Genomic DNA, 22458 nt, shown 5'->3' with positions numbered 1-22458 from the left:
GCCGCCTCCTCCTTCCGCGCCCACCCCGCGCCAGGACACCATGGCCACCCCCGCCGCGCCACGGTCGCCCCGCCGCAGCAGCGGCCGGCCCCGGGGCGCCGACAGCGCCGCCCGCCGGGAGGAGATCCCGGCCGCGGCCGCCCGGCTGTTCTCGGAGGAGGGCCGACCGCGCAGGGTCTGTGCGACCGCCAGCAAGCTTGCTATTCTTCTGGCACGCCCGAAGCGCACGAGACCCACTCGCGGGACCCCTCCGCGGGACCCACCGGAGAAAGCAGGCACCGTGGCCGACATCAATCCCGAGCAGGCGCGCAACGATCCCGAGAAGGCCCGGAAGGCCCTCAACGAGGAGACCGGCTACAGCGTCGAGGGCGACACCCCTCCCATCGCGGGCCTCGGCGTGGGCCCGCACAACCCCGACCTGGACGTCGACCACCCCGGGGACAGCTCGAAGGGCAAGATCGCCATCGCGGTCATCTTCGGCTTCGTGGTGCTCTTCGCGGTGCTGTGGTTCGTGGGCGCTCTCGTGGGCATGTTCTGAGGTCCGCCGGCCCCGCCCCGGAGTAGCACCGTCAGCTCCGGGCCCGGCCGCGGCGGGCCGGGCCCGGAGCCCTGCCTGCCGCGAGGCGGGTCCCCCGGAGCACCGCGCCCCCTGCCGCCTGCCCGGGCTCAGTCCAGGTCCTGGCTCCACGAGTGGTCGTTCCAGTCCTCCGAGGACGGGCCCATCATGGCGAACCGCTCGCCGTCGGGGCCGGCCGCGAAGATCAGCTCCCCGTACCCGAACTCCTCCGGCTCCTGGACCAGCGTGCCGCCGGCGGCGACGACCCGCTCGGCGGCGGTGTCGGCGTCGTCGACCTCGAAGCAGACCCACCACATCGGGGGCACCTCCTGGAGGTGGTCCACGTCCTCCGCGGGGACGCCGATCCCGCCGGCGGTGCGGTCCATGCCCGGGACCGTGAACACGGCGTACGCCTCGTGCCGGGTCCCGATGTCCTGGTAGGTGTAGCCGAAGACCGTGGCGTAGAAGCGTTCCGCGGCCTTCTGGTCCGAGGTCAGCAGGTCGCACCAGGCGATCGTCCCGTGCCGGCCGACGATGCTGAACCCGGTCTGGTCCCGGGGCTGCCACACCCCGAAGGCGGCGCCGGTCGGGTCGATCCACACGCCCATGCTCCCGAAGGTGCCGACCTCCACCGGGTCGAACAGTTGCCGCGCCCCGGCGGCCACCGCCGCCCGGCCCGTGGCCTCGATGTCGTCGGACTCCAGGTACACCGCCCAGGCGTGGGGGTCGTCCTCCATCCCGGCCAGCGCCGGGGACATCCCGGCCACCGGCTCCCCGTCCACCAGGGCGTTGCAGTAGCCGCCGTGGTCCGGGTCGGGCGGCGTGAACCGCCACCCGAGCACGTAGGTGTAGAAGTCCTGGGACCGCTCCAGGTCCGAGACCATGATGTCCACCCAGCACGGGGCCCCCGGGGGCCACCGGTCGACGTGCTCGGCCATGGGATGTCCTCTCCTCGCGCCGGCGGCGTCGGCGACGCGGCCCGCCCCCGGCAGTCCTGTTCCCCCATGGTCGTCCCCGCCGTCCCGGAAGGGAACACCCCGGCCCGGGATTCGCCGGCCGCAGCCCCTTCCTCGCCGACGCCCTGCAGGGGGTGGAGCCAGCGGGGCGGGGTTAACATTCGGGGCTTTCTTCCGGGCGCCCCGGGCCGTTCCTAGACTCGGGGGCAGGACAGGGGTCCCGGCCCACGGGCCCCGCCCCGGAGGACGGACGAGCGGCCGTGCGTGCTCGCTGGACGGAGGAGCCGGCCCGGCCGCCGACCGGACGTTGCGCTTCGGGCACCGACGACGACCGACCACGACCGTTCCGGGGGACCCCATGACCGCGCACTCCGCTCCTGCCCACCCTGCTCCGCGCGAGCCCGCGCCCCGGACGAGGCCGGGGCAGTGGGTGCTGCTCGTGGTCGGGTCCGTCCTGACCGCCCTGGGCCTGGGGGCGGTGGCCACCGGGCTCGTCCTCGCCGGCGCCGCCGCGGCCCAGGAGGGCGGCCGCTACCTGACCGGGGGCCCCGAACGGCACCAGACCATCGCCTACGCCCTGACCAGCCCGTCCGTGGTGCTCGACACCGAGGGGGCGCCGATGCCGCAGCTGCCCTTCGTGGAGCAGCTAGCCGGGGTGCAGGTGCGCGCCACCGCGGTGGACCCCCAGCAGGAGGTCTTCGTGGGCGTGGCCGCGACCGAGGACGTGGGGCGGTACCTCGAGGGCGTCGCCCGCGCCCAGCTCGGGCCGGGCCTGCGCGACGACGAGGACGAGGAGAGCATCGACGTCTCCGGGTCCCGCACGCCCGACCGCCCCGGGAACCAGACCTTCTGGGCCGCCTCGGACCAGGGCACCGGGACGCGGGAGGTGGAGTTCGACCTGCAGCCGGGCCGCTGGAGCCTGGTCGTGATGAACGCCGACGCGTCCCGCCCGGTGTGGGTCGAGGTGCAGGCCGGAGCGCGCTCGGACCTCGCCGGCCCGGCGGCCGCGTGGCTGCTCGTGGGCGGGCTGATCGGCCTGGTGGTGGGCGTGCCGCTGCTGCTGCTCGGCGCGGCCGGGCTGGGCCGGGACGTCGGCCGCGGGGCGCCCCCGCGGGGCACGGGCCCGGGCGCGGCGCTCGCCGCCGGCCCGGGCGGGCAGCGGGCCTGGCCCTCCGTCTACCCCGTCACGGTCACGGGGTTCCTGGACGCGAGGCTGTCGCGGGGCCTGTGGCTGGTCAAGTGGCTGCTGGCGGTCCCGCACTTCCTCGTGCTGGCCGTGCTGTGGTTCGCGCTGTTGGTCACCACCGTCGCCGCCGGGCTCGCCATCCTGTTCACCGGCCGCTATCCCCGCTCCTGGTTCTCCTTCTGCGTGGGCGTGCTGCGGTGGAGCTGGCGCGTGGGCTTCTACGCCTACTCCGCGCTGGGCACGGACCGGTACCCGCCGTTCACGCTGGCTCCGGCCGACTACCCGGCCGACCTCGACGTCGCCTACCCCGAGCGGCTCTCCCGGGGCCTGGTCCTGGTGAAGTGGTGGCTGCTGGCGATCCCGCACCTGCTCGTGGTGGGGGCCCTCACGGGCGGCGCCGGCCGGACGGGGATCGGCGCCGAGTGGGACGAGACCGGCCGGGCCACGACCGCCGGCTGGGGGCCGTCCCTGCTCGGGCTGCTCGTGCTCATCGCCGCCGTCGTCCTGCTGTTCACGGGACGGTACCGCTACGAGCTCTTCGCCCTGGTCGTCGGCATCAACCGGTGGCTCTACCGGGTCGGCGCCTACGTGCTGCTGATGCGGGACGAGTACCCGCCCTTCCGGCTCGACCAGGGCCCGGTCGAGCCGCCGCCCGTGCCCGGTCCGGCCACCCGACCGGCGCCGGAGCCCCCGGAGGCCGGCCGGGCGCCGTCGCCCGCCCCGCCCGAGCAGGCGCCGCCGCCGCCCCCGCGCAGCGATCCCGGCGCCCCGCCCCCGCCCTGGGCGTGAGGCACCGGCCGGTCAGCGGAAGCGCACGCCCTCGAGCCGTGCGCGGAAGAACTCGCCCTCGTCCTGCCGGGCGGTCCCCCAGCCCCAGCCGGCGCGCAGGACCGTGGGCACGCGGACCCCGGCGACGACGGCCTCCGCGGACAGCGCCACCCCGAAGGGGTGCCGGCCGTAGCCGGTGCCCTCCGGGTCGCCCCAGCGCTGCATGCCGACCTCCTCCAGCCGGCCCTCGGGGTCGACGCGCACCAGGGAGTCCTCGCGCTGCCCGCCGGGAGCCCAGGACATCACGGCGGTGTCCGCGTCCGGCCCCGCGGACCACTGCGCCCGCAGGCAGGCCGGCGGCACGAGGACGCCCTCGCCCGCCAGGCGCCCGGCGGCGCTGCGGGTCACGTCGGGCCCGGTGGCGGAGAGCACGGGGACCAGCCCCAGCAGCCGCCAGCGCATCTCCCCGCCCGCGGCGCCGTAGCGGTCGAAGCCCGTGACGGGCAGCCCCAGCACCCGGGTCCGGGCGGCCCACACGAACCCGCGCGCGGGGGCGACGACCTGCTCGGCGGAGAACCGGCGCCAGCGGCCCCCCAGCCGGATCTCGCCGCGCATCGCGAGCTCCGCGGCCGTCCACGCCGGGGTGCCCGGCGGCACCGCCCGGTCCAGCCACCGCCGGGCCGGTTCCGGCAGTGCCTCCAGGACGGAGCGGTCGGCGGCGGGCGGGGCCGGAACGGGGGCAGCGGCGAGGGCCGTCCAGTCCGCGCGAGCGGCGCGCGGCACGGCACGGCGGGAGATCACGTCAGGAACGAGCGCAGGGTGCGCTCGGCCGCCCGGTACGTGGAGGCGCCGATCGTCTCACCGTCCATGAACCGGTCGATCACCCGCGGGTCCACGTAGGAGCTGCGGGCGATGGCCGGGGTGTTGCCGAGGTGCTCGGCGACCTCGCGCATCGCGGCGGACACCGCCTTCTTCCGGGCGCTCGCGCTGGGCCGGGTGCCGGCGCGGGCGGCGAGCGCCAGGGCGGCGGTGACCGTGCCCTGCCACGTGCGGAAGTCCTTGGCCGTGAAGTCGGGCCCGCACTGGGTCTTGACGAAGTCGTTGAGCCGGGCGCTCGTGGTGGGCACCCACTGCCCGTCCTCGTCCTGGTGCGCGAGCGCGGGCTCGTCGGGGTCCCGCCGGAGCATGGGGGTCAGGGCGGCGGCGAGGTCGGCGTCCTGCACGGCCACCGACCACTGGTGCCCGCTCTTGCCGGGGAAGTCGAGGTGCACCCCGGCCCCGTCCACCCGCACGTGGCGCACGAGCAGGGTGGTCACGCCGTAGGAGCCGTTGGACTGGGCGTACTCCTCATTGCCGATCCGCAGGGCCGCGACGTCCATGAGCCGGAAGGCCGCGGCGTACGCCTTCTCCTCGGTGGGGGCCTCCGAGCGCAGCAGCCGGGTCACCGCCGGGCGGGCCCGGATCAGCGTGTCGCCGAAGTCCAGGACGCGGTCGAACTTCTCGCGGTCCTTCAGCTCCCGCCAGCGGGGGTGGTAGAGGTACTGGCGGCGACCGGCGTCGTCGACCCCGGTCGCCTGGATGTGGCCGTTGGCGTACGGGCTGATCCACACGTCCTTCCACGCCGGGGGGATCGCGAGCGCCCGGATGCGCTCGAGCTCCTCCTGCTCCTCGACCCTGCGGCCGTCGGCGTGGCGGTAGGCGAAGCCCCTGCCGTAGCCGCGGCGGGTGATGCCGGGCCGGGTGCAGTTGCTGCGCCGGAGGCGGGGCCTGCGGGCGGGGCGGGACTGCGCGGGACTCTGCTGCGTGGCGGCCATGGTGTCCTTCCGGGACCGGATCCGGGGCGCTCCGATGACAGAAAGTGTACTGATCGGCGCGGTGCCCGGGCACGGCCCTGCGGCGGCGGCCTCCTCCGGCCGGCGCTCAGGCCCCCGAGCGGGTGTACGCGGCGGCGCGCACGACGTCGTCGTCCTCCAGCCCGGCCCCCAGGGCCCCGCCCACGGTGGCGAGGGTGGCGGTGAGCCAGGCGAGCTTCGCGTACTCGAGCGCGCCGACGTCCCGGCCGATCACCTCCGTGAAGACGTCCCGGTCCACGAGCAGCAGGGCCCCGAGCCAGGAGAGGGCGAAGACGGCGAGGTAGAAGACGAGCACCCCGATCGCCACGGTCGCGGCGGTGGCGAGGTTGAACAGGGCCACCTGCTCGCGCTCGGCGCGCCGCCGCGGGCGCTCCCACAGCCGGGCGCCGACGACGAGCGTCCCGGTCACCGCGCCGACGGCGAGCAGGCCGAGCGCCCCGAGCCGGCCCGGGCCGTACTCCGCCGCGAGCAGCCACAGGTCCGAGGCCACCAGCGTGAGCACGCCCGTGGCCACGGCCACGGCCAGCAGCCGGGACAGCCGCACCACGAGGGTCCACGGGCGGTTGGCCCGGATCATCCCCAGCAGCAGCCGCACGTTGCCGCCGAGCACGCGGGCGGTGAACTGCACGGCGTTGTCCTCCGGGCGGTCCTCGACGTCCTGGGCGCGCTGCCGGGCCCGGCGGAGCAGCTCCTCCTGCCCGTCGTCGTCGGGGTCGTAGCCGAGCAGGTCGCCGACCACGCGCACCGTGGCCTCCCGGACCTTCTGGGGCACGCGCACCGCGCCGAGGGCCGGGACGGCGACCAGCCCCACCCCGTGCACGGGGCTGAGCTGGGTGAGCACGGGGTTGCGCCCGTCCTTGAGCGGAGCGTCCGTGAGGACGACCACGAGGTCCCAGTCCTCGTCGAGCATCCGGTCGCGGGCGGCCTCGAGCAGGTCGAGGCCGTCCGCGGGCGGGACGACCAGCCGGTCCTCGACGACGGCGACGCGCCACCGCACCCCCGGGTGGCGCTCGCGGAGCAGGCCGGGCAGCTGCGCGGCGAGGTCCCGGGGCAGGAGCGGGGCGGTCTGCGGGGAGACCACGAGGCCGAGCAGCAGCTCGGGCAGGGGTTCGGGCAGGGGTTCGGTGGCGTGGGGGAAGGAGCGTCGGGCACCGGTCAATCCTGGGGCAGGACGCCCGCGAACGCCACTCGCCGGGGGCGGAGGGGGCTATCGGCCGGCGTCGTCCTGCGCGGGCGCGGGGGGCGGGGCCGCGGGGCGTCCGAGGGCGGTGCTGCTGACGTCCTGGTGGGCCAGCCGGCGCAGGGCCGCCAGCACGGGCTCGTAGACGGCGGTGCCGAGCACCGCGTACTCGACGGCCGCGCCCGCGTCGTGCGCCGGGACCCCGTCGATGTCGATCCGGGCGATGGCGTGCACGTGCTCGCCGTAGCCGCGCAGCCGCTGCTCGTCGATGGGCAGGCCGACCGACTCGGCGGCGGCGAGGGCGTGCTCGAGCTGGGCGACCGCGGGGTAGTGGGGGTCGTAGAACCAGCCGAGCGCCTGGATCGCCGCGCGGGCGCGGGGGTGGTCCCCGCCGGGCTCCTCCGCGTAGGGCGGCAGCGCCGCGACGGCCCGGCCGAGGGCGGCGAACAGGTCCTCGGGCGAGGAGTCGACGAGTCCGAGCACCGTGCGCGTCCTCGCCACGCTCAGGCCCACCACGTCCGTGAGCGCCCGGATGAGGGCCAGCCGGTGCAGGTGCCGCTCGCCGTACTGGGCCTGGGTCGCGCTGGTGGCCTCCCCGGGCGGGAGCAGCCCCTCCCGGAGGTAGTACTTGATGGTCGCGACCGGCACGCCCGACCGCTCGGCGAGGGAGGAGATGCGCACGGGAACCCCTTGATCGGATAGTCAAGGTATCCAATAATGGATACCACGGCTATCCAATAGTAGCCGCTCGTCCTGCCGAGGAGCCGTCATGAGCGCGACCGCTCGCCCTTCCCGCCCGCTGCCGGTGCCGCCGCCCGCCTCCGTGGGCCTGCACCGGCCGCTGCTGGTCCTGGCCCTGGCCATGGCGGTGCTCGCGCCGGTCAGCGCCGCCGGGCTGGTCGTGGACCCGCGGGAGCTGGCGGGGGCGCCCGTGTGGGCCAAGCCGCTGAAGTTCTCCCTCTCCGTGCTCGTCTACTCGGTGTCGCTGGCCTGGCTGCTCACCCTGCTCCAGCGGGGCCGGCGGATCGCGTGGTGGGCCGGCACCGCGACCGCCGTCCTGCTCGGCGTCGAGATGGTGATCATCGTCGGCGCCGCGGCCGCGGGCGTGCGCAGCCACTTCAACGTCTCCACCCCGCTCGCGACGACGCTGTGGAGCGCGATGGCGGCGTCCATCGCCGGCGCCTGGGTGGCGGCCCTGCTGGTCTCGGCCCTGCTGCTCCGGGCGCCCCTGGGCGACCGGGCGCGCACCCTCGCCGTGCGGGCCGGGCTGCTGATCGCCCTGCTCGGCATGGCGCTCGGGTTCCTCATGACCAGCCCCACCCCCGCGCAGCTCGCGGACTTCCGGGGCGTGGCCGGGGCGCACACGGTGGGGGCGGCCGACGGCGGGCCCGGCCTGCCCCTGGTGGGCTGGAGCACCGTGGCCGGGGACCTGCGCATCCCGCACTTCGTCGGGATGCACGCCCTGCAGGTCCTGCCGCTGGCCGCGCTGCTGCTCGAGCGGGCGGCGCGCCGGGTGCCCGCGCTGCGCCGGGAGGCCGCGCGGGCGGGCCTGCTGTGGGTGGCCTCGGGCTTCTACCTGGGACTGCTGGGCCTGCTCACCGCCCAGGCCCTCGCGGGCCAGCCGCTGCTGCGCCCGAGCGGGGCCGTGCCGGCTGCCGCCGCGGTGCTCGTCGCGGCGGCGGCGGCCGGCCTGGTGCTGGTGCTCAGCGGGCGGGCACCGGCGCCGCGACCGGGTTCTCCAGCGTCCCCGCGTACTGCAGGGACGCCGCCTGGTCGGAGAGGTCGACCATCTGCAGGGTGTTGAGCAGCTGCAGCCGGTTGAGGCAGGAGTGGCGGAACCGGGGGGCGAGGAGCGGGTAGCGCTCCGCGGACTCCGGGTCCGCCGCCGCCAGCTCCTGCAGGCACTGCGCGGTCACGGCCCAGAACCGCTCCACCGGCAGGAGGTCCTCGGTGTCCAGGATCCCGGCGAGGTGGCGCAGCACGCCGTCGAAGACGTCGGTGTGCACGGACAGCGCCGCGGTCGCGGGGTCCACGACGTGGCGGATCCGCTCCAGCCGCTGGGGCAGCGGCCGGTCGGCGACGACGGCGGCCTCCTCCCCGATGTCCTTCATGATCACCCGCCGCGGGACGTGCTCGTGCAGCACCAGGACCACGTTCTCCCCGTGCGGCATGAACACGAGGTCGTGCGCCAGCAGGCACCGGGCCACCGGGACCAGGTAGGTGTCCAGGAGCCGGCGCAGCCACTCCTCGGCCGGGAGCCCGGACGCCCGCACGTGCTCGGCGGCGAGGGGGACCCCGCACGCGTCGACGTGCAGGAGGGAGGCCAGCGTCGCCAGCCGCTCCCCCGGGCCGGTGCGGGCCACCGGGCTCTCCCGCCACAGGGCGGCGAGCATCTTGGTGTGGGGTCCCTCCTCCGCGTGCCCGGCCGCCGCGGCGCGGTGGTAGGCGTCCCCGGTGTAGCCGATCGCCGCGACCTCCCGCAGGACGGAGAACCCGGAGGCGGTGAGCACCGGGTCGGAGGCGACGACGTCGGCCACCCAGTCGTTGATCGCCGGGGTGTCCCGCATGTAGCGCGGGGAGAGCCCGCGCAGGAAGCCCATGTTCTGCACGGCCAGGGCGGTCTTCACGTAGTGGCGGTCGGGGCGGGAGGTGTTGAAGAAGGTCCGGACCGACTGCTGGGCCCGGTGCTCGTCGCCCGTCTCGCCCAGCAGCACGAGGTCGCGGCGGGCGAGGTCGGGGGCGAAGGTCACGGTGACCCGATGCTCCCACTGCCAGGGGTGCACCGGCAGGAAGCGGTAGTCGCGCGGGTCCAGCCCGAGCCCGCTCAGCCGGGACCGGAAGCGGTCGACGGTCCCGGGACCGAGCTCCCCGGCGTGGAGCGCGTCCTCGTCGAGGCCGCGCCCGGCGTCGAACCGGCTCAGCTGCCGGCGCGCGGCGAGCCACACGAGGCGCACGGGGCGGGCGGCCTCGGGGGCGTACCGGTCGTGCTCGGTGACCCCGAGGCCGATGCGGCCGTTGTTGGCCACGAACCCGGGGTGGCCCTCGGTCATGGCGCCCTCGACCTCCTGGAAGCCGGCGCCCGCGAGCGCCCGGGAGGGCCGCGTCCGGTGCACGAGCTTGTAGGCCGCGGAGGCGAGGGTGCTCGCGATCTCCTCGAGATAGGTGGCCAGCAGGGACCGGGGGATGCCGAGCTCCGGGGCGAGCTCGGTGACCAGGGCCTGGGCGTCCGGCTCGGCGGCGGCGCCGTCGACGGTGCGGCGCAGCGAGCCCTCGTCGAGGACCCAGTGCTCGAGCGGGTCGCGGCGGGCGCGGAACCGGTAGCGCACGCGGCCGCCGTCGGCGCGGACCTCGAAGACGCCCGCGCCCACGGGGTCGGGGTGCAGGAGGCGCTCGTGGGCGAACTCGGCGAGGGCCTTGCAGCACAGGTGGCGGTGGGCGATCCGCATCGGGTGCCGGCCGAGGTGCACGGCCGGCGCGGGCCCGCCCCCGCCCTGCGGCGCGGCGGGCGGGAGCTCGCGGGCGAGCCCGCCCAGCTCGGAGGCCGCGAACTGCTCCTGCGTGCAGGTGCTGAGCAGGGCGGTCTTGCCCGGCAGCCCGAGCCGGGCGTCCACGGTGAACCCGGCACGCTCGTTGAGCCGGTGGACGGCCGCGTTGCGCGCGTCGGGCTCGACGACGACGCGGCGCACGTGCTCCCGCCCGAACAGCCGGCACAGGGTGGCGGCCATGAGGGCGGTGCTCGTGCCGGGCACGGGGGTCCGCGCGGGGGCGAGGAGCAGGTGCATCCCGACGTCGCCCTCGCGGTGGTCGTAGCGGCCGGCGAGCAGGACCGCGGCGGGGTCGTAGGTCTCCACGAGCCCGAGCGGCACGCCGTCGAGGCGGGCGAACCACGCGTCGGCGTGCGGGTCGGCGGCGAGGTCCTCGTAGGCGCGGCGCACCCGGCCGGGGCCGGCGTCGAGCATGCCCCAGAACCGGGAGCGGGGGTGGGTGAGCCAGGCGTGCACCAGCTCGACGGTCGGGTCGTCGGGGACCAGGGGCTCGAGGGTGAGGACGCCGCCGGGGGTGGCGAGACGGGCGGGGGGCACGGCGTGGGGGTTCATGCGGTCTCCTGGGGGATGCCGAAGGTCTGGAAGGCGATGGCGGGCTCGATCGGGTAGACCTCCCGTCCCGTGACGGCCCGGAGGATGACGCTGTTGCGGTAGGCGCCCATGCCGAGGTCGGGCGCGGTCAGCCCGTGGGTGTGCACCTCGGCGTTCTGCACCCAGATCCGGGAGCGCTCGTGGTCGACCGCGTAGTCGCGCGAGACGTCGTAGCGGCCGGAGGCGTCGCGGGCGATGCGGTCGAGCACGGGATCGAGGAAGGCGGGGATCTCGGCGCGGTAGCCGGTGGCCAGGACCACGGCGCCGGTGGTGTGCCGCCAGGGGCGGTCCAGCTCGTCGCCGTGCAGCTCGAGCGCGAACTCCCGCCCGTCCCAGCGGGCACCGGTGAGGGTCGTGTTCGTGGTGAGCAGCCCCGCGGGGTGCCCGTGCACGGCGCGGCGGTAGAGCAGCTCGTGGATCTCGTCCACCAGCGTCGAGCTGATGCCCTTGTAGAGCGTTGCGTGCTCGCGGTTGAGCCGCTCCCGCCGGGGCAGGTCGAGGCCGTGGAAGTGGTCGACGTACTCGGGCGAGGTCATCTCGAGGGTGAGCTTCGTGTACTCCATGGGGAAGAACCGGGGGGAGCGGGTGATCCAGTCGACCCGGGGCCCGTCCCTCCCGGAGCGCTCGAGCAGGTCGCGGTAGACCTCCGCGGCGGACTGGCCGCTGCCCACCACCGTGACGCTCTGCCGGGCCAGCAGCTCGTCGCGCCGGGGCAGGTAGTCGCCGGCGTGCAGGACGGGCCCGGCGGCGAGGTCCACGCACGCGGGCGGCGCGGGCACCGTGCCGACGCCCAGGACCAGGCGGCGGGTCCGCCACTGCTCCGTCCCGGCGGCGGTCTCGGCGGTGACCACGTAGGCGTCCGCGGCGGGGTCGTGCTCGACGGCGACGACCTCCCGGCCCCAGCGCAGGCTGCGGAGCTGCTCGCTCGCCCACCGGCAGTAGGCGCTGTACTCGGCCCGGAGGGGATTGAAGTCCTCCCGGATGTAGAACGGGTACAGCCGGCCGGTGTGCTTGAGGTAGTTCAGGAACGAGTAGGGGGACGTGGGGTCGGCCATGGTGACGAGGTCGGCGAGGAACGGCACCTGGATCGTGGCGTCCTCGAGCATCAGCCCGGGGTGCCAGGCGAAGCCGTCCCGGGCGTCGAGGAACACGGCGTCGAGGTCCTCGAGCGGGTCGGCGAGGCAGGCCAGCCCGAGGTTGAAGGGGCCGATCCCGATGCCCAGCAGGTCGTGCACGGCTCCGGTCGCGGGGGCCATCAGCGGCTCCCCGCCGCGGCCTCGAGGGTCCGGGGGGCCGCGTCGCGCGCGGCGGCCCGGATCAGCTCGAGCACCCGCTCCACGTCGGCCGCCGTGGTCCCCGGGTTCAGGAACGTGAACTTCAGGCACCGGCGCCCGTCGAGCACGGTTGAGGCGACCAGGGCGCGGCCGGAGTCGAAGAGCGCGGTCCGGACCACCTCGACGATCCGGTCGGCCTCGTCGTCGCCGGTGCCCGGGGGCCGGTGCCGGAACAGGACGGTGGAGAGCACGGGCTCGGCCACGAGCTCCATGTCGGGGGCTTCGTCGACGATCCGCCCCGCCTCCCCGGCGAGGTCCAGCACCCGGTCGAGGGCGCGCCCGATCTCCTCGGCGCCGACGGTGCGCAGGGTCATCCACAGCTTCAGGGCGTCGAAGCGGCGGGTGGTCTGCAGGGACTTGTCCACGAGGTTGGGGCGCACCGCGTGGCGGGGGTTGAGGTACTCGGCGCTCCAGGTGGAGAAGCGCAGGTTGCGCCCCTCCCGCAGCAGCAGGGCGGAGGCGGCCACCGGCTGGAACCAGGACTTGTGGAAATCCACGGTCACGGAGTCGGCCCGCTCGATGCCCGCCAGCAGGTGCCGGCGCGTCGGGGAGACCAGCAGGCCCCCGCCGTAGGCGGCGTCGACGTGCAGCCAGGTCCCGTGCTGGCGGCACACCTGCGCGACCTCGGGCAGGGGGTCGATCACGCCGAGGTCCGTGGTGCCGGCCGTGGCGACGACGGCCGCGACCTCGTCGCCGGCCGCGGCGAGCTCGTGCAGGGCCCGCTCGAGGGCCACGACGTCCAGCCCGCCGCCGCGGCCGGCCGGCACGGTGACCACCGCGTCGGCGGGCAGGCCCAGCAGGTGCGCGGCCTTCGCCACGCTGAAGTGCGCGTGCTCGCCGGCGACGACGCGCAGGCGGGCCAGCCGCTCCTGGCGGGAGCCCGCGCGGGGGTGCGACAGCCGCTCCTCGCGGGCCGTGAACAGGGCCTGCAGGTTGGACTGGGTGCCGCCGGAGGTGAAGACCCCGTCCGGCTCCCCCGCCGGGAGGAACCCGATCCGCTCCGCCGTCCAGTCCACGAGCCGCTGCTCCACCAGGGTCGCGGTGGGGCTCTGGTCCCACGTCTCGACGGCGGTGTTCACGGCGGCCGTGAGGGCCTCGGCGGCCACCGCCGGGATCGCCACCGGGCAGTTGAGGTGGGCCATGTAGCCGGGGTCGTGGAAGTGCACGGCGTGGTCCAGGTAGAGCCGGCGCGTCTCGTCCACGACGGCGTCGAGGTCCCCGAGCGGGCGGTCGAGGTCGACGGCCGCGACCAGGCCCTCGAGCTGCTCCGGGGTCGCCGCCGAGCGGGGGGCCCGGGTGCCGGCGAGGTGGACGGCCACGGTGTCGACGGCGGTGTGCAGGGCGCGGGCGTACTGCGCCGGGGTGTCGCGGGTGAACAGGAAGTCGCTCATGGGCTCCTCGCAGGGGGTCGGTGGGGCTGCCGTTGCTTAGGCAAGCCTTACCTAACCACATTGCGTCCCGGATTACATCATGCCCGTGTTGCGTATTCCTCCGCTCGCACCCTAGGGTGAGGCGTGTCCTCCGGTTAGGCAAGCCTTGCCTGACCTCCCGATCCGCACCGACGGCCCCGCCGTTCCGTTCGAAAGGGTGGCCCGTGGCCCCTGTCCTCCTCCGCGCTCCGCGCCCGCTGCTCCCCGTCCCGTCCGCCGCGCCGGTCCGCACCCGCCGGGCCGCCCTGGTCCCCGTCGTCCTGGTCGTCGGAGCCCTGGCCCTGACGGGGTGCTCCACCGGCGCCGCGGGCGGGGAGGCCGCGGAGTCCTCCGCCGCGGGCGGGGCCACCGGGGAGTTCCCCCGCACGGTCCAGCACGTCTACGGCGAGACGACCATCGAGGAGGCCCCCGAGCGCGTGGCCACGGTCTCGTGGGTCAACCACGACGTCGCGACCGCCCTCGGCGTGGTGCCGGTCGGGATGCCGAGCACAGACTTCGGCGCCAACGGGAGCGGCTCGACCGACTGGTTCGACGCCGCCCTGGCGGAGTCCGGGGCGGAGGCCCCGCAGACCTACTCCGAGACGGACGGGATCGACTACGAGGCGATCGCCGCCCTGGAGCCGGACGTCATCCTCGGCGCCTACTCCGGGCTGACCCGGGAGGAGTACGACAAGCTCTCCGAGATCGCCCCCGTCGTCGCCTACCCCGAGGACGCCGTCGCCTACGGCACCTCCTGGCAGGACTCCACCGAGCTCATCGGGGAGGCCCTGGGGCGGGAGGAGAAGGCCCAGGAGGTGGTCGCGGACGTCGAGCAGCAGATCGAGGACACCGCCGCGCAGCACCCCGAGCTGGAGGGCACCTCCTTCGTCTACGGCACGATCGACCCCGCCGCCGCCGACCAGATCTACGCGTACACCGAGGTGGACAACCGCCCGAAGCTGCTGGGCGCGCTCGGCATGGTGCAGTCGGAGGCCGTCACGAGGGCCGCCGAGGGCAAGGAGGGCGAGTTCGCCATCACCTGGTCCCCCGAGAAGGCCGACGCGCTGACCTCCGACGTGTTCGTCAGCTGGGCCGCCGACGAGGGCGTGCGCGAGGACATCGAGAAGGACCCGCTGCTGAGCCGGATCCCCGCCGTCGCGAACGGGGGCCTGGTGCTGCAGACCGACGCCCAGGAGGTGCTGTCCGTCTCGGCCGCGTCCCCGCTGAGCATCCCGTGGGCGCTCGAGAACGTGGTCCCGGAGATCGCCGAGGCCGCCCGGGCCGCGAAGTAGCACCGGGGCCCCGTTGAGCACTACCGGCACGGCTGCCCGCGCCCCCCTCGCCCCCCGGGCCCCCGGGTCCCCCGGCGCCGCCCCCCGGCGCCGGGGGGCGGCCCTCGCCGTGGCCGTGGTGCTCCTGGCGGCCTCCGCGGCGGCGTCGCTGTTCTGGGGCGCCCGGCCGGTGGACCCGGCCACGGTCCTCGCCGTGCTCGCCGGGCTGCCCTCGGCGCTGCTCGACGGCGGCTGGTCGCAGGTCTCCGCCGGGCTGGGCATCGACGCCGCCGTGGTGCACAGCCGCATCCCCCGCACCCTCACCGCCGTCCTGGCCGGGGCGGCGCTCGCCGTCGCCGGGGCGGGGATGCAGGGCGTCAGCCGCAACCCGCTGGGCGACCCCGGACTGCTGGGGCTCACGGCGGGCGCGGCCGGCGCGGTGGTGCTCGGCATCGGCTGGCTCGGCGCCGCCACGACGTGGCAGTTCGCCGTCCTCGCCCTGGCCGGCTCCGCGGTCGCCGCCGCGCTGGTCTTCGGCGTGTCCCGGCTCGGCGGCGGCTCCCCCACCCCGGCGGGCCTGGCCCTGTCCGGGGCCGCCGTCAACGCCGGGTGCACGGCGCTGACCTCCTCCGTGGTCCTGGCGCTGCCGGCCGTGCTGGACCGGTTCCGGTTCTGGAACATCGGCTCGGTGACCCGCGCCGGGCTGGCGGACGTCGCCGTCGTCGCCCCGCTCGTGCTCCTCGGCGTGCTCCTGGTCCTCGGCGGGGCCTCCGGGCTCAACGCCATGGCCCTGGGCGACGAGCTCGCCCACGGCCTGGGGGTGGACCTGGGCCTGCAGCGAGGCCTGGTCTTCACCGGCGTCGTCCTGCTCTCCGGCGCGGCCACCGCGCTCGCCGGGCCGATCGCCTTCGTGGGGCTGCTCGTCCCGCACGCCGTGCGGCGCCTGCTGGGCGGGGACCACCGCTGGATCGTGGTCCTCAGCGCCGTGCTGGGGCCCGTGCTGCTCCTGCTCGCCGACGTCGTGGGCCGGGTGCTCACCCCGCCGCAGGAGATCCACGTGGGCGTCACCACCGTGGTGCTGGGCGTGCCGGTGCTGCTCGTGCTGCTGCGCCGGGGCCGGAGCGTGACCCTGTGAGCGCCGTCGCCGCCCGCCCCGCGGGCACGTCCGGACCGGCCGGGGCCCCCGGAGCGGTGGCCGCCGTCCGGGCGGTCCGCCGCGCCCGGGCCCGGCGCACCCGCCTGGCCCTCGCCCTGCTGGTGCTCGGGCTGCTCGCGGCCCTGGCCGTGCGGGTCCTGCTGGGCCGCTACACCGTGACGGTCCCCGACTTCGTCGCGATCCTGGCCGGGGAGCGGATCCCCGGCGCGAGCTTCATCGTGCTCCAGGAGAAGCTGCCCCGGGCCGTGCTCGGCGCGCTCGCCGGGACCGCCCTCGGCTGCTCCGGCGCCCTGTTCCGCCGGGTGCTGCGCAACCCCCTCGCGAGCCCCGACGTCCTCGGCATCACCTACGGCGCCGCCGCCGGGGCCGTCGCGGGCACGGCCGTGTGGGGGCTGCGGGGCACCGCCGTGTCGTGGGCCGCCCTGGCCGGGGCGCTGCTGGCCGCGGCGCTGATCGCCCTGGCGTCCGTCCGGCTCCGGGGCGGCGCCGGGATCGTGGGCGAGCGGTTCCTGCTCGCCGGCATCGGCACGGCCTCCCTCGCCCAGGCGCTCACTGCTGCGCTGCTGGTGCGGCTGTCCCTGAACTCCGCCCAGGATGCGGCGCTGTGGACGGCCGGATCGCTGGGCGCGGCCGCGTGGGACCGGATCGGGGTGCTCGGCGCGTGCCTGGTCGTGGCGGTGCCCGCCGCCGTCGTCGTCCACCGGGCCCTGGAGCCGGCGGAGCTCGGTCCCGAGCTCGCCGCCGGCCTCGGCGCGCACCCGGCCCGGACCCGGGCGCTGGCCCTGGGGCTGGGCACGGTGCTGGCCGCGGCCGCCACCGCGGCGACCGGTCCCCTCGCGTTCGTGGCCCTGATGGCCACCCCGATCGCGACCGCCCTCACCCGCGGGCGCACCTCCGTCGTGGCGTGCGCGCTGGTGGGCGCCGTGGTCGTCGTCGCCGCGGACGCCGTGGGCTCGGACCTGCTCGGGGACGTGCGGCTGCCCGCCGGGATCGTCACCGGGGCGGTCGGGGCGCCCGTGATGCTGTGGCTGCTCGTGCGGCAGCGGAGAGGAGACTCGGCATGACCCCCGCCTTCCACCTGCGGGGCGTGAGCCTCGGCTACGGCTCCCGCCCCGTGGTGCACGAGGTCGACCTCGACATCGCCCACGGCTGCACCACCGTGCTCATCGGCGCCAACGGCTGCGGCAAGTCCACCCTGCTCAAGGGCCTGTCCCGGCAGCTGCGCCCCTCCGCGGGCGTCCTGGAGGCCGGGGGGCGCGCCGTGCGCGACTGGTCCTCCCGCGAGTACGCGCGCTCCGTGAGCCTCCTGCCGCAGTCCCCGGTGGTGCCGGAGGGGCTCACGGTCGCGGAGCTCGTCGAGCGCGGCCGGCACCCGCACCGGAGGTGGTGGGGCGCGCCCTCCCCCGGCGACGACGCCGCGGTGGCCCGGGCCCTGGAGCTCACCGACCTCGCCGCGCTGGCGGGCCGGCCGGTGGAGGAGCTCTCCGGCGGGCAGCGCCAGCGGGCGTGGATCGCCCTGACCCTCGCCCAGGGCGCGCGCACGATGCTGCTGGACGAGCCCACGTCCTTCCTGGACCTCGCCCACCAGGTGGACCTGCTCGACATGCTCCACGGCCTCCGGCACCCGGACGGCACCCGCGCCACCGTCGTCGCCGTCCTGCACGAGCTGAACCTGGCCGCGCGCGTCGCGGACCGGGTCGTGGCGATGGCCGGGGGACGCGTCGTCGCCACCGGCCCGCCCCACGAGGTGCTCACGCCCGAGCTGCTGGCCGCGGTCTTCGGCCTGCACGCGGACGTCACCCACGACCCCGTGGGCGGGCACCCCGTCGTCCTGCCCCGCGGCCGGGTCCGCGAGGGCCCGTCCCCCGCCGTCCCGCCCCCGCCCGTCCCGCTGCCCGTTCCCGCCGCCCGACCCTGAGGACTCCGCCGTGACCGCTCTCCGAAGCGCCGGGACCACCCCGGCCGCCGACCCCGTCCTGTGCGTCGAGGCCGCCGTCACCTCCGTGACGCGGCTGTGCCCGTCGTTCCGCCGCATCACCCTCGCCGGCCCCGAGCTGGCCAGCCTCTCCCCCGCCCTGATCGGGGAGGGCGGCCCGGCCCGGTGCCGCGACGCCTACGTGAAGCTGCTCGTCCCGCCGCCCGGGCGCGCCCCCGAGCGGGCGGACCTGTCCCGCGGCCTGCGGGAGGGCTGGTTCGCCCGGCCCGCCGAGGAGCGCGGGTGGATGCGCACCTACACCGTCCGCGGCGTGCACCGCACGACCTTCTGCGGAGCGGTGGTGCCCGAGCTCGTGCTCGACGTCGTGGTGCACGGCGGGCACGGCCAGGACGGACCGGGCAGCCGGTGGGCCCGCACCGTGGCACCCGGCGAGCGCGTGTACCTGCTGGGCCCGGGCCCGCAGGAGCGGCCGTGGGCGGCGTGGGACCACGGCCGCGCGCGGCGCGTCGTGGCGGTCGGTGACGAGACCGCGGCCCCGGCGCTGATGTCGGTCGCGGAGGAGTTCGCGGACCAGGTCGGGGACCAGGTCGGGGACAGCGCCCCGGCCACCGGCGGGGCGCGCCCCCGGCTCGACGTCGTGCTCGAGGTCCCCCACGCCGGCGACGTCGAGGTGCACCGGTTATCCGCCGAGCGGCCCGGCGTGCGCCTGCACGTCCTGCCCCGGGCCGGGCGGGGCCCCGCGGCCGGGCACGGGCACCGGGCCGCGGTGCGGCTGGCGGGCCTGCTCGGGCTGCCGGGGACGGCGGTCGACGACGTGCTGGCCGGGCGCCGCCCGGAGCGCGGGCTCCCGGCCCTGGCCCTCGCCGAGGACCCCGCCGAGCCGCGGGCGTGGTCGGTGGCCACGCCGGCGCGCGGTGACGTGCCGTACGTGTTCCTGGCCGGGGAGTCCGGGACGGTCAAGGCGCTGCGCCGGCTGTGCGTGGACGCCGCCGGGATCCCCAAGGACCACGTGTCGTTCATGGGGTACTGGCGGCAGGGGCAGGCCGAGTCCTGAGCCGGCGCGCCGCTGCGCCGTCCCCGGCCCGCCGCTTGGGAGGATGGTGGGCGTGAGCCCCCGTCCCGACGCCGTGCTGTCCGTCCGGGACCTCGCCTGCGGCTACGGCGGCGCCGCGGTGGTCACCGGGCTGAGCTTCGACGTGGCCCCGGGCGAGGCGCTGGTGCTCACCGGGCCGAACGGGGCCGGGAAGTCGACGGTCCTGCGCACGGCCGTGGCGCAACAGCCGGCCCTCGCCGGCGAGCGGCTCCTCCACGGCGGGCCGGTGGTCGAGACGTCCCTGCCCTACCGCCGCGCCGTGAGCAGCCTCTTCGACGAGGACGCGTTCCTGCCGGGGGTCGCGGTGCGCCGGCACCTGGAGCTGGTCGCCCGCGGCCACGGGCTGCGGGAGCCCGGGGCCGCCGTGGCGGACGCCCTGGAGGAGTTCGGCCTCACCGGGCGCGCCGACGCCTCCCCGTACGACCTCTCCTCGGGGCAGCGGCGGCGCACGCTGCTGGCCGCCGCCCTGCTGCGCCCCTTCGACCTGCTGGTGCTGGACGAGCCGGAGCAGCGCCTCGACGCGACGATGCGGGACCGGCTGGCCCGCCGGCTGGTGGCGGCCCGGGAGGGCGGCGCGGCGCTGCTCGTGGCGACCCACGACCCGGTCCTGTCCCGGGCGGTCGCCACCGCGACCCTGGAGCTGGCCGAGGAGCCCTCCGCCGGCGCGGCCGGGGACCCGGCCCGGGACGGGCCCGCGCGCGAGCCCGGGCCCGGCCGTGGCCGCTGACCGGCCGGCCGCCGCGGGCCCCGGCGCCGCGGCCCTCCACGGCGCGGACTTCGACGCCGCGCGCTTCGTCCGGGCGGCCCGCGCCGCGGGGCGCGCCCGGGTGCCGCGTTCCGAGCGGTTCGTCGACGCCTACGTCCTGGTCGTGGCGGTGCTGGTCGTGGGCGCCTGGATCTACGGCGGGACGAGCGGTCTGGGCGCGCAGCTCGGCGCGGTGCTGGCCGCGGGCGGGCCGGGCGGGGCCCTGGAGCGTGAGCCGGCGGCGTGGCTGGGCCCCGGCGTTCCGCTGCTCGGCTCGACCGCCCTGCTGGCGCTCGCCTGGGCCGGGCTGGTGCGGACCCTGCTGGTGCTGGGCCCGGTGGGGATCGCCCCGGAACGGGCGTTCTGGCTGTGGCGGCTGCCCCTCGGGGAGGACCGGGAGCCGGCCCGCGCCGTCCGCCGCGCCGCCCTGACCACCGGCGCGGCGTCGGCGGGGGTGGGCGGGGGCGCCGCCGTGGCGGCGTGGTGGGCGGGCGTCCTGCCCGCCGGCGAGGGGAGCGCGGTGCACGCCGCCGCCCTGGCCGGGTGCGCCACGGCCCTGGGCGTGACGGCGGTCGGAGCGGCCGCCCTCCTGCAGGTGGGCACGGCCGGCACCGGGTGCTCCTCCCGGCGCGGGCGCCGGGTCCGGGCAGCGCTCGCGGTGCTCCTCGCGGCCCCGGTGGCGTGGACGCCGGCCGTGGCCACCGCGCCGCGTGCCACCGCACTCGCGCTGGCGGGGCTCGCGGCGGTCGCGGCCGCCGGCGCCGTCGTCGCCGGGGCCCGCGCGGCGCGCTCCCTCACGGGCGGCGAGCTGCGCCGGGCCGGCGCCCGGGGGCGGCACCTGGTGAACGCCGTGCGGCTGATGTCGACGGCCGACCTGCGCCACTGCCTGACGGGCACCGACCAGGGCGCGGTGCGCCGCCCGTCCGCGCCGATCCCGCGGTGGGTCCGCGGACCGCGGCGGGTGGTATTGTTCGCGGCGCTCACCGCGGAGGCCCGCACGGCCTGGCACGGGCGGGCCCTCGTGGACCTGGCCGTCGTGGCGCTGCTGCTCGTGGCGTTCCCCGGGGCGGTGGTTCCGCTCGCGTGGCTGGCGCTGCTCGTGGTGGCCGCGCGCGGGCTCGGCCGGGGGGTCGCCTACGTCGTGGCGGCGCGCGCCGGCAGCGCGGCAGAGCGCCAGCTGCCCCTGGCGGGCCCGGCCGCGGCCCGGGTCCGCCTGGTGGTGCCGTGCGCGGCGAACGCCCTGGTGGTGGGGGCCGCGGCCCTGCTGGCGGGTCTCGCGGCGCAGGCCCCGCCGGGGCCGTGCCTGGCGGCGGGTCTCGTCGCCGGGACCGGGGTCGGCGCAGCGGCCGTGCACCGGGTGCTCGGCCCGGAGCCGGACCTCACGCAGCCGCCGATCGACAGCCCGCTCGGGCCCATCCCCCACGCCCAGGTGGCGGCCTACGGGAGGGGCCTGCTGCTCGTGCCCCTGTTCGCGGCCGGGCCCGCCGCCGTCGTGGCCCTGCCGGCGTGGTGGCCGGGGGTCCTCGGCCTGCTCGCACCGGCGGCCCTCGTGGCGGCCGCCCTGGCGGTCGGGGCGGACGAGCGGGCCTGAGCCGGCGGGTCCGCGCTCGGGAGGTCAGCCCCGGGGAGTCACCCGCAGGACCGCGTCGTCGTCGCCGTTGGAGGTGGTCACCCACAGCGCGCCCTCGGCGTCGAGGGCCAGCGAGCGCAGCCGGCCGTGGGCGTCCTCGAGCTCGGCCATGCGCGTGGTGCCGGTGATCCGGGTGCCGTCGACCTGGTGGACGCCGACGCCCGTGTTCTTCAGCTCCGCGACGGCCAGCGCACCGTCCCACGCCCCCCAGTGCTCGCCCTCGAGGAACACGGCCCCGCTGGTGGCCGCGGTGGGGCGCCCGGAGGACCACACCGCCTCGACGGCGTCCGGGAACTTCTCCCGGTCGGTCATCGGCACCGACTCGTCGTAGCCGGGCATCGGGTCCCACCCGTAGTTGCCGCCGGGCTCGAGCACGTTGATCTCGTCGTCGACGTCGGGGCCGTGCTCCACCGACCACAGCGCACCGGTGCCGGGCTGCACCGCGAGGCCCTGCACGTTGCGGTGCCCCAGGGTGTACACCAGCGCGCCGTCCCCCTCCCGGTCGGCGAAGGGGTTGTCCCGCGGGACCGTCCCGTCGGGGTGCACCCGCAGCGTCTTGCCGCCCAGCGACTGCGGGTCCTGGGGGTGCTCGCCCACGGCCGCGTCACCGGTGCCGACGTGCAGGGCGCCGTCCGGGGCGAAGCGCAGCCGGCAGCCGCTGTGCCGGCCCGAGCTGATCGGCAGGCCGTCGACGACCGTGCCGGTGCGCTCGGCACCGGCCGCGTCGTCGGAGAGGCGCCACCGCGTGACCCGCACGTCCTGCGGCTGCCCGCCGTCCTGCGTCGCGTGGCACAGGAACAGCTCCCGGGTGCGCGCGAAGTCCGGGGACACCGCCAGGCCCATCAGCCCGGCCTCGCTGCCGACGAACAGGTCGCCCAGATCGGCCTCGACCTCGCGGGTGCCCCGGTCGTCGTGGGCGAACAGGCGCCCGCCGCGCTCGGTGATCAGCGCGGTGCCCTCCGGGGTGAGGGCCACGTCCCACGCGACGTCCAGGCCGTCGAGGACCACCTCGACGTCCAGGGCGGGCCCGTCCGTGGCGGAGCCCGGCGCCCCCGCCGCGGAGGCGCCCCCGGTGGCGGGCGGGGACGGCGCGTCCGCGGCGCAGCCGGACAGCAGCACGGCGGCGGCGGCGACCACGATCAGCGGACGGGCGCGGTCCTTCATGCGGGCAATCTATCCCGGATCGCCCACGGGCACACCCGTCCCGGCGTACTGTGGCGTCACGGTGCGGCGGGCAGCACATCGACCG

At 77.0% G+C, this 22458-nt stretch carries 19 protein-coding genes; 10 read left to right on the top strand and 9 right to left on the bottom strand.

The features are described 5' to 3' along the window. Positions 1–280 precede the first annotated feature (280 nt). Positions 281–538, top strand: a complete 258-nt coding sequence (locus tag ACYSMR_RS10470; protein WP_309126235.1) for a hypothetical protein — start codon at positions 281–283, stop codon at positions 536–538. Positions 539–666: 128 nt separating this feature from the next. On the opposite strand, the gene ACYSMR_RS10465 is transcribed toward ACYSMR_RS10470, so the two are convergent. Continuing rightward, positions 667–1494 carry a VOC family protein gene (locus ACYSMR_RS10465; protein ID WP_461745112.1) on the bottom strand — a complete coding sequence of 276 codons (828 nt, stop codon included), beginning with the start codon at positions 1492–1494 and terminating at the stop codon, positions 667–669. 376 nt (positions 1495–1870) lie between these two features. Between ACYSMR_RS10465 and ACYSMR_RS10460 the strand changes: the two genes are divergently transcribed. Then, positions 1871–3487 carry a DUF4389 domain-containing protein gene (locus ACYSMR_RS10460; RefSeq protein ID WP_461745110.1) on the top strand — a complete coding sequence of 539 codons (1617 nt, stop codon included), beginning with the start codon at positions 1871–1873 and terminating at the stop codon, positions 3485–3487. A 12-nt stretch (positions 3488–3499) separates the two neighbouring features. Here the strand turns inward: ACYSMR_RS10460 and ACYSMR_RS10455 are convergent, their stop codons facing one another. The 4 genes from ACYSMR_RS10455 to ACYSMR_RS10440 all read right to left on the bottom strand — a co-directional run bounded on the left by ACYSMR_RS10455 (position 3500) and on the right by ACYSMR_RS10440 (position 7180). Next, positions 3500–4267, bottom strand: a complete 768-nt coding sequence (locus tag ACYSMR_RS10455; RefSeq protein WP_309126238.1) for a DUF6544 family protein — start codon at positions 4265–4267, stop codon at positions 3500–3502. Beyond that, positions 4264–5280: a DNA topoisomerase IB gene (locus ACYSMR_RS10450; RefSeq protein WP_461745108.1), complete on the bottom strand. Its 1017-nt coding sequence runs from the start codon at positions 5278–5280 to the stop codon at positions 4264–4266. Before ACYSMR_RS10450 ends, ACYSMR_RS10455 begins: the two co-directional genes overlap by 4 nt. Before the next feature lie 106 nt (positions 5281–5386). Next, positions 5387–6478 carry a hypothetical protein gene (locus tag ACYSMR_RS10445; protein WP_461745105.1) on the bottom strand — a complete coding sequence of 364 codons (1092 nt, stop codon included), beginning with the start codon at positions 6476–6478 and terminating at the stop codon, positions 5387–5389. Between the two features lie 48 nt (positions 6479–6526). Further along, on the bottom strand, positions 6527–7180 hold the full coding sequence (locus ACYSMR_RS10440; protein ID WP_309126451.1) for a MerR family transcriptional regulator: 654 nt from the start codon (positions 7178–7180) through the stop codon (positions 6527–6529). A gap of 88 nt (positions 7181–7268) precedes the next feature. Here ACYSMR_RS10440 and ACYSMR_RS10435 point away from each other — a divergent pair, with 88 nt between their 5' ends. Continuing rightward, positions 7269–8303 (top strand): hypothetical protein, encoded by a 1035-nt coding sequence (locus tag ACYSMR_RS10435; RefSeq protein WP_461745103.1) that lies wholly within the window; start codon positions 7269–7271, stop codon positions 8301–8303. On the opposite strand, the gene ACYSMR_RS10430 is transcribed toward ACYSMR_RS10435, so the two are convergent. Genes ACYSMR_RS10430 through ACYSMR_RS10420 form a run of 3 tightly spaced genes read right to left on the bottom strand, consistent with a single transcriptional unit; the run spans position 8203 to position 13360 of the window. Further along, positions 8203–10596: a GNAT family N-acetyltransferase gene (locus ACYSMR_RS10430; protein ID WP_461745101.1), complete on the bottom strand. Its 2394-nt coding sequence runs from the start codon at positions 10594–10596 to the stop codon at positions 8203–8205. The genes ACYSMR_RS10435 and ACYSMR_RS10430 overlap by 101 nt on opposite strands. After that, positions 10593–11891 (bottom strand): lysine N(6)-hydroxylase/L-ornithine N(5)-oxygenase family protein, encoded by a 1299-nt coding sequence (locus tag ACYSMR_RS10425; RefSeq protein WP_461745099.1) that lies wholly within the window; start codon positions 11889–11891, stop codon positions 10593–10595. Before ACYSMR_RS10425 ends, ACYSMR_RS10430 begins: the two co-directional genes overlap by 4 nt. Beyond that, positions 11891–13360, bottom strand: a complete 1470-nt coding sequence (locus tag ACYSMR_RS10420) for a pyridoxal phosphate-dependent decarboxylase family protein (protein WP_461745097.1) — start codon at positions 13358–13360, stop codon at positions 11891–11893. Before ACYSMR_RS10420 ends, ACYSMR_RS10425 begins: the two co-directional genes overlap by 1 nt. Positions 13361–13563: 203 nt before the next feature. On the opposite strand from ACYSMR_RS10420, the gene ACYSMR_RS10415 reads away from it, so the two are divergent. From ACYSMR_RS10415 to ACYSMR_RS10385, 7 genes are read left to right on the top strand one after another with little or no spacing between them, the layout of a single operon-like run. Then, positions 13564–14670, top strand: coding sequence for an iron-siderophore ABC transporter substrate-binding protein (locus ACYSMR_RS10415; protein WP_461745095.1), 1107 nt, complete (start codon positions 13564–13566; stop codon positions 14668–14670). 13 nt (positions 14671–14683) lie between these two features. Next, complete coding sequence (locus tag ACYSMR_RS10410) at positions 14684–15784, top strand: FecCD family ABC transporter permease (RefSeq protein ID WP_461745093.1); 1101 nt, start codon at positions 14684–14686, stop codon at positions 15782–15784. Then, a complete protein-coding gene (locus tag ACYSMR_RS10405; RefSeq protein ID WP_461745091.1) occupies positions 15781–16869 on the top strand; it encodes a FecCD family ABC transporter permease in 1089 nt (362 codons plus the stop codon). Before ACYSMR_RS10410 ends, ACYSMR_RS10405 begins: the two co-directional genes overlap by 4 nt. Beyond that, a complete protein-coding gene (locus ACYSMR_RS10400) occupies positions 16866–17723 on the top strand; it encodes an ABC transporter ATP-binding protein (protein ID WP_461745089.1) in 858 nt (285 codons plus the stop codon). Before ACYSMR_RS10405 ends, ACYSMR_RS10400 begins: the two co-directional genes overlap by 4 nt. Before the next feature lie 10 nt (positions 17724–17733). Beyond that, the gene (locus ACYSMR_RS10395; RefSeq protein ID WP_461745087.1) at positions 17734–18795 is read left to right on the top strand and encodes a siderophore-interacting protein; all 1062 of its coding nucleotides are present in this window, start codon (positions 17734–17736) and stop codon (positions 18793–18795) included. A 52-nt stretch (positions 18796–18847) separates the two neighbouring features. Continuing rightward, a complete protein-coding gene (locus tag ACYSMR_RS10390; protein WP_461745085.1) occupies positions 18848–19561 on the top strand; it encodes an ABC transporter ATP-binding protein in 714 nt (237 codons plus the stop codon). After that, positions 19551–21170, top strand: a complete 1620-nt coding sequence (locus ACYSMR_RS10385) for a hypothetical protein (protein ID WP_461745083.1) — start codon at positions 19551–19553, stop codon at positions 21168–21170. The genes ACYSMR_RS10390 and ACYSMR_RS10385 overlap by 11 nt, the downstream gene beginning before the upstream one ends. Positions 21171–21194: 24 nt before the next feature. Here the strand turns inward: ACYSMR_RS10385 and ACYSMR_RS10380 are convergent, their stop codons facing one another. Then, a complete protein-coding gene (locus ACYSMR_RS10380; protein WP_461745081.1) occupies positions 21195–22373 on the bottom strand; it encodes a PQQ-dependent sugar dehydrogenase in 1179 nt (392 codons plus the stop codon). Positions 22374–22458 lie beyond the last annotated feature (85 nt).

The organism is Kocuria sp. U4B, from assembly GCF_054875615.1.
The sequence above is the reverse complement of the archived record's forward strand: the minus strand, read 5'-3'. Positions and strand labels throughout refer to the sequence as shown.

What these genes read in the sequence shown, in the direction of transcription:
- ACYSMR_RS10465 (WP_461745112.1), bottom strand. Translation starts at nt 1,494, where the DNA reads ATGGCCGAGCACGTCGACCGGTGGCCCCCGGGGGCCCCGTGCTGGGTG.
- ACYSMR_RS10460 (WP_461745110.1), top strand. Translation starts at nt 1,871, where the DNA reads ATGACCGCGCACTCCGCTCCTGCCCACCCTGCTCCGCGCGAGCCCGCG.
- ACYSMR_RS10450 (WP_461745108.1), bottom strand. Translation starts at nt 5,280, where the DNA reads ATGGCCGCCACGCAGCAGAGTCCCGCGCAGTCCCGCCCCGCCCGCAGG.
- ACYSMR_RS10435 (WP_461745103.1), top strand. Translation starts at nt 7,269, where the DNA reads ATGAGCGCGACCGCTCGCCCTTCCCGCCCGCTGCCGGTGCCGCCGCCC.
- ACYSMR_RS10430 (WP_461745101.1), bottom strand. Translation starts at nt 10,596, where the DNA reads ATGAACCCCCACGCCGTGCCCCCCGCCCGTCTCGCCACCCCCGGCGGC.
- ACYSMR_RS10425 (WP_461745099.1), bottom strand. Translation starts at nt 11,891, where the DNA reads ATGGCCCCCGCGACCGGAGCCGTGCACGACCTGCTGGGCATCGGGATC.
- ACYSMR_RS10420 (WP_461745097.1), bottom strand. Translation starts at nt 13,360, where the DNA reads ATGAGCGACTTCCTGTTCACCCGCGACACCCCGGCGCAGTACGCCCGC.
- ACYSMR_RS10400 (WP_461745089.1), top strand. Translation starts at nt 16,866, where the DNA reads ATGACCCCCGCCTTCCACCTGCGGGGCGTGAGCCTCGGCTACGGCTCC.
- ACYSMR_RS10380 (WP_461745081.1), bottom strand. Translation starts at nt 22,373, where the DNA reads ATGAAGGACCGCGCCCGTCCGCTGATCGTGGTCGCCGCCGCCGCCGTG.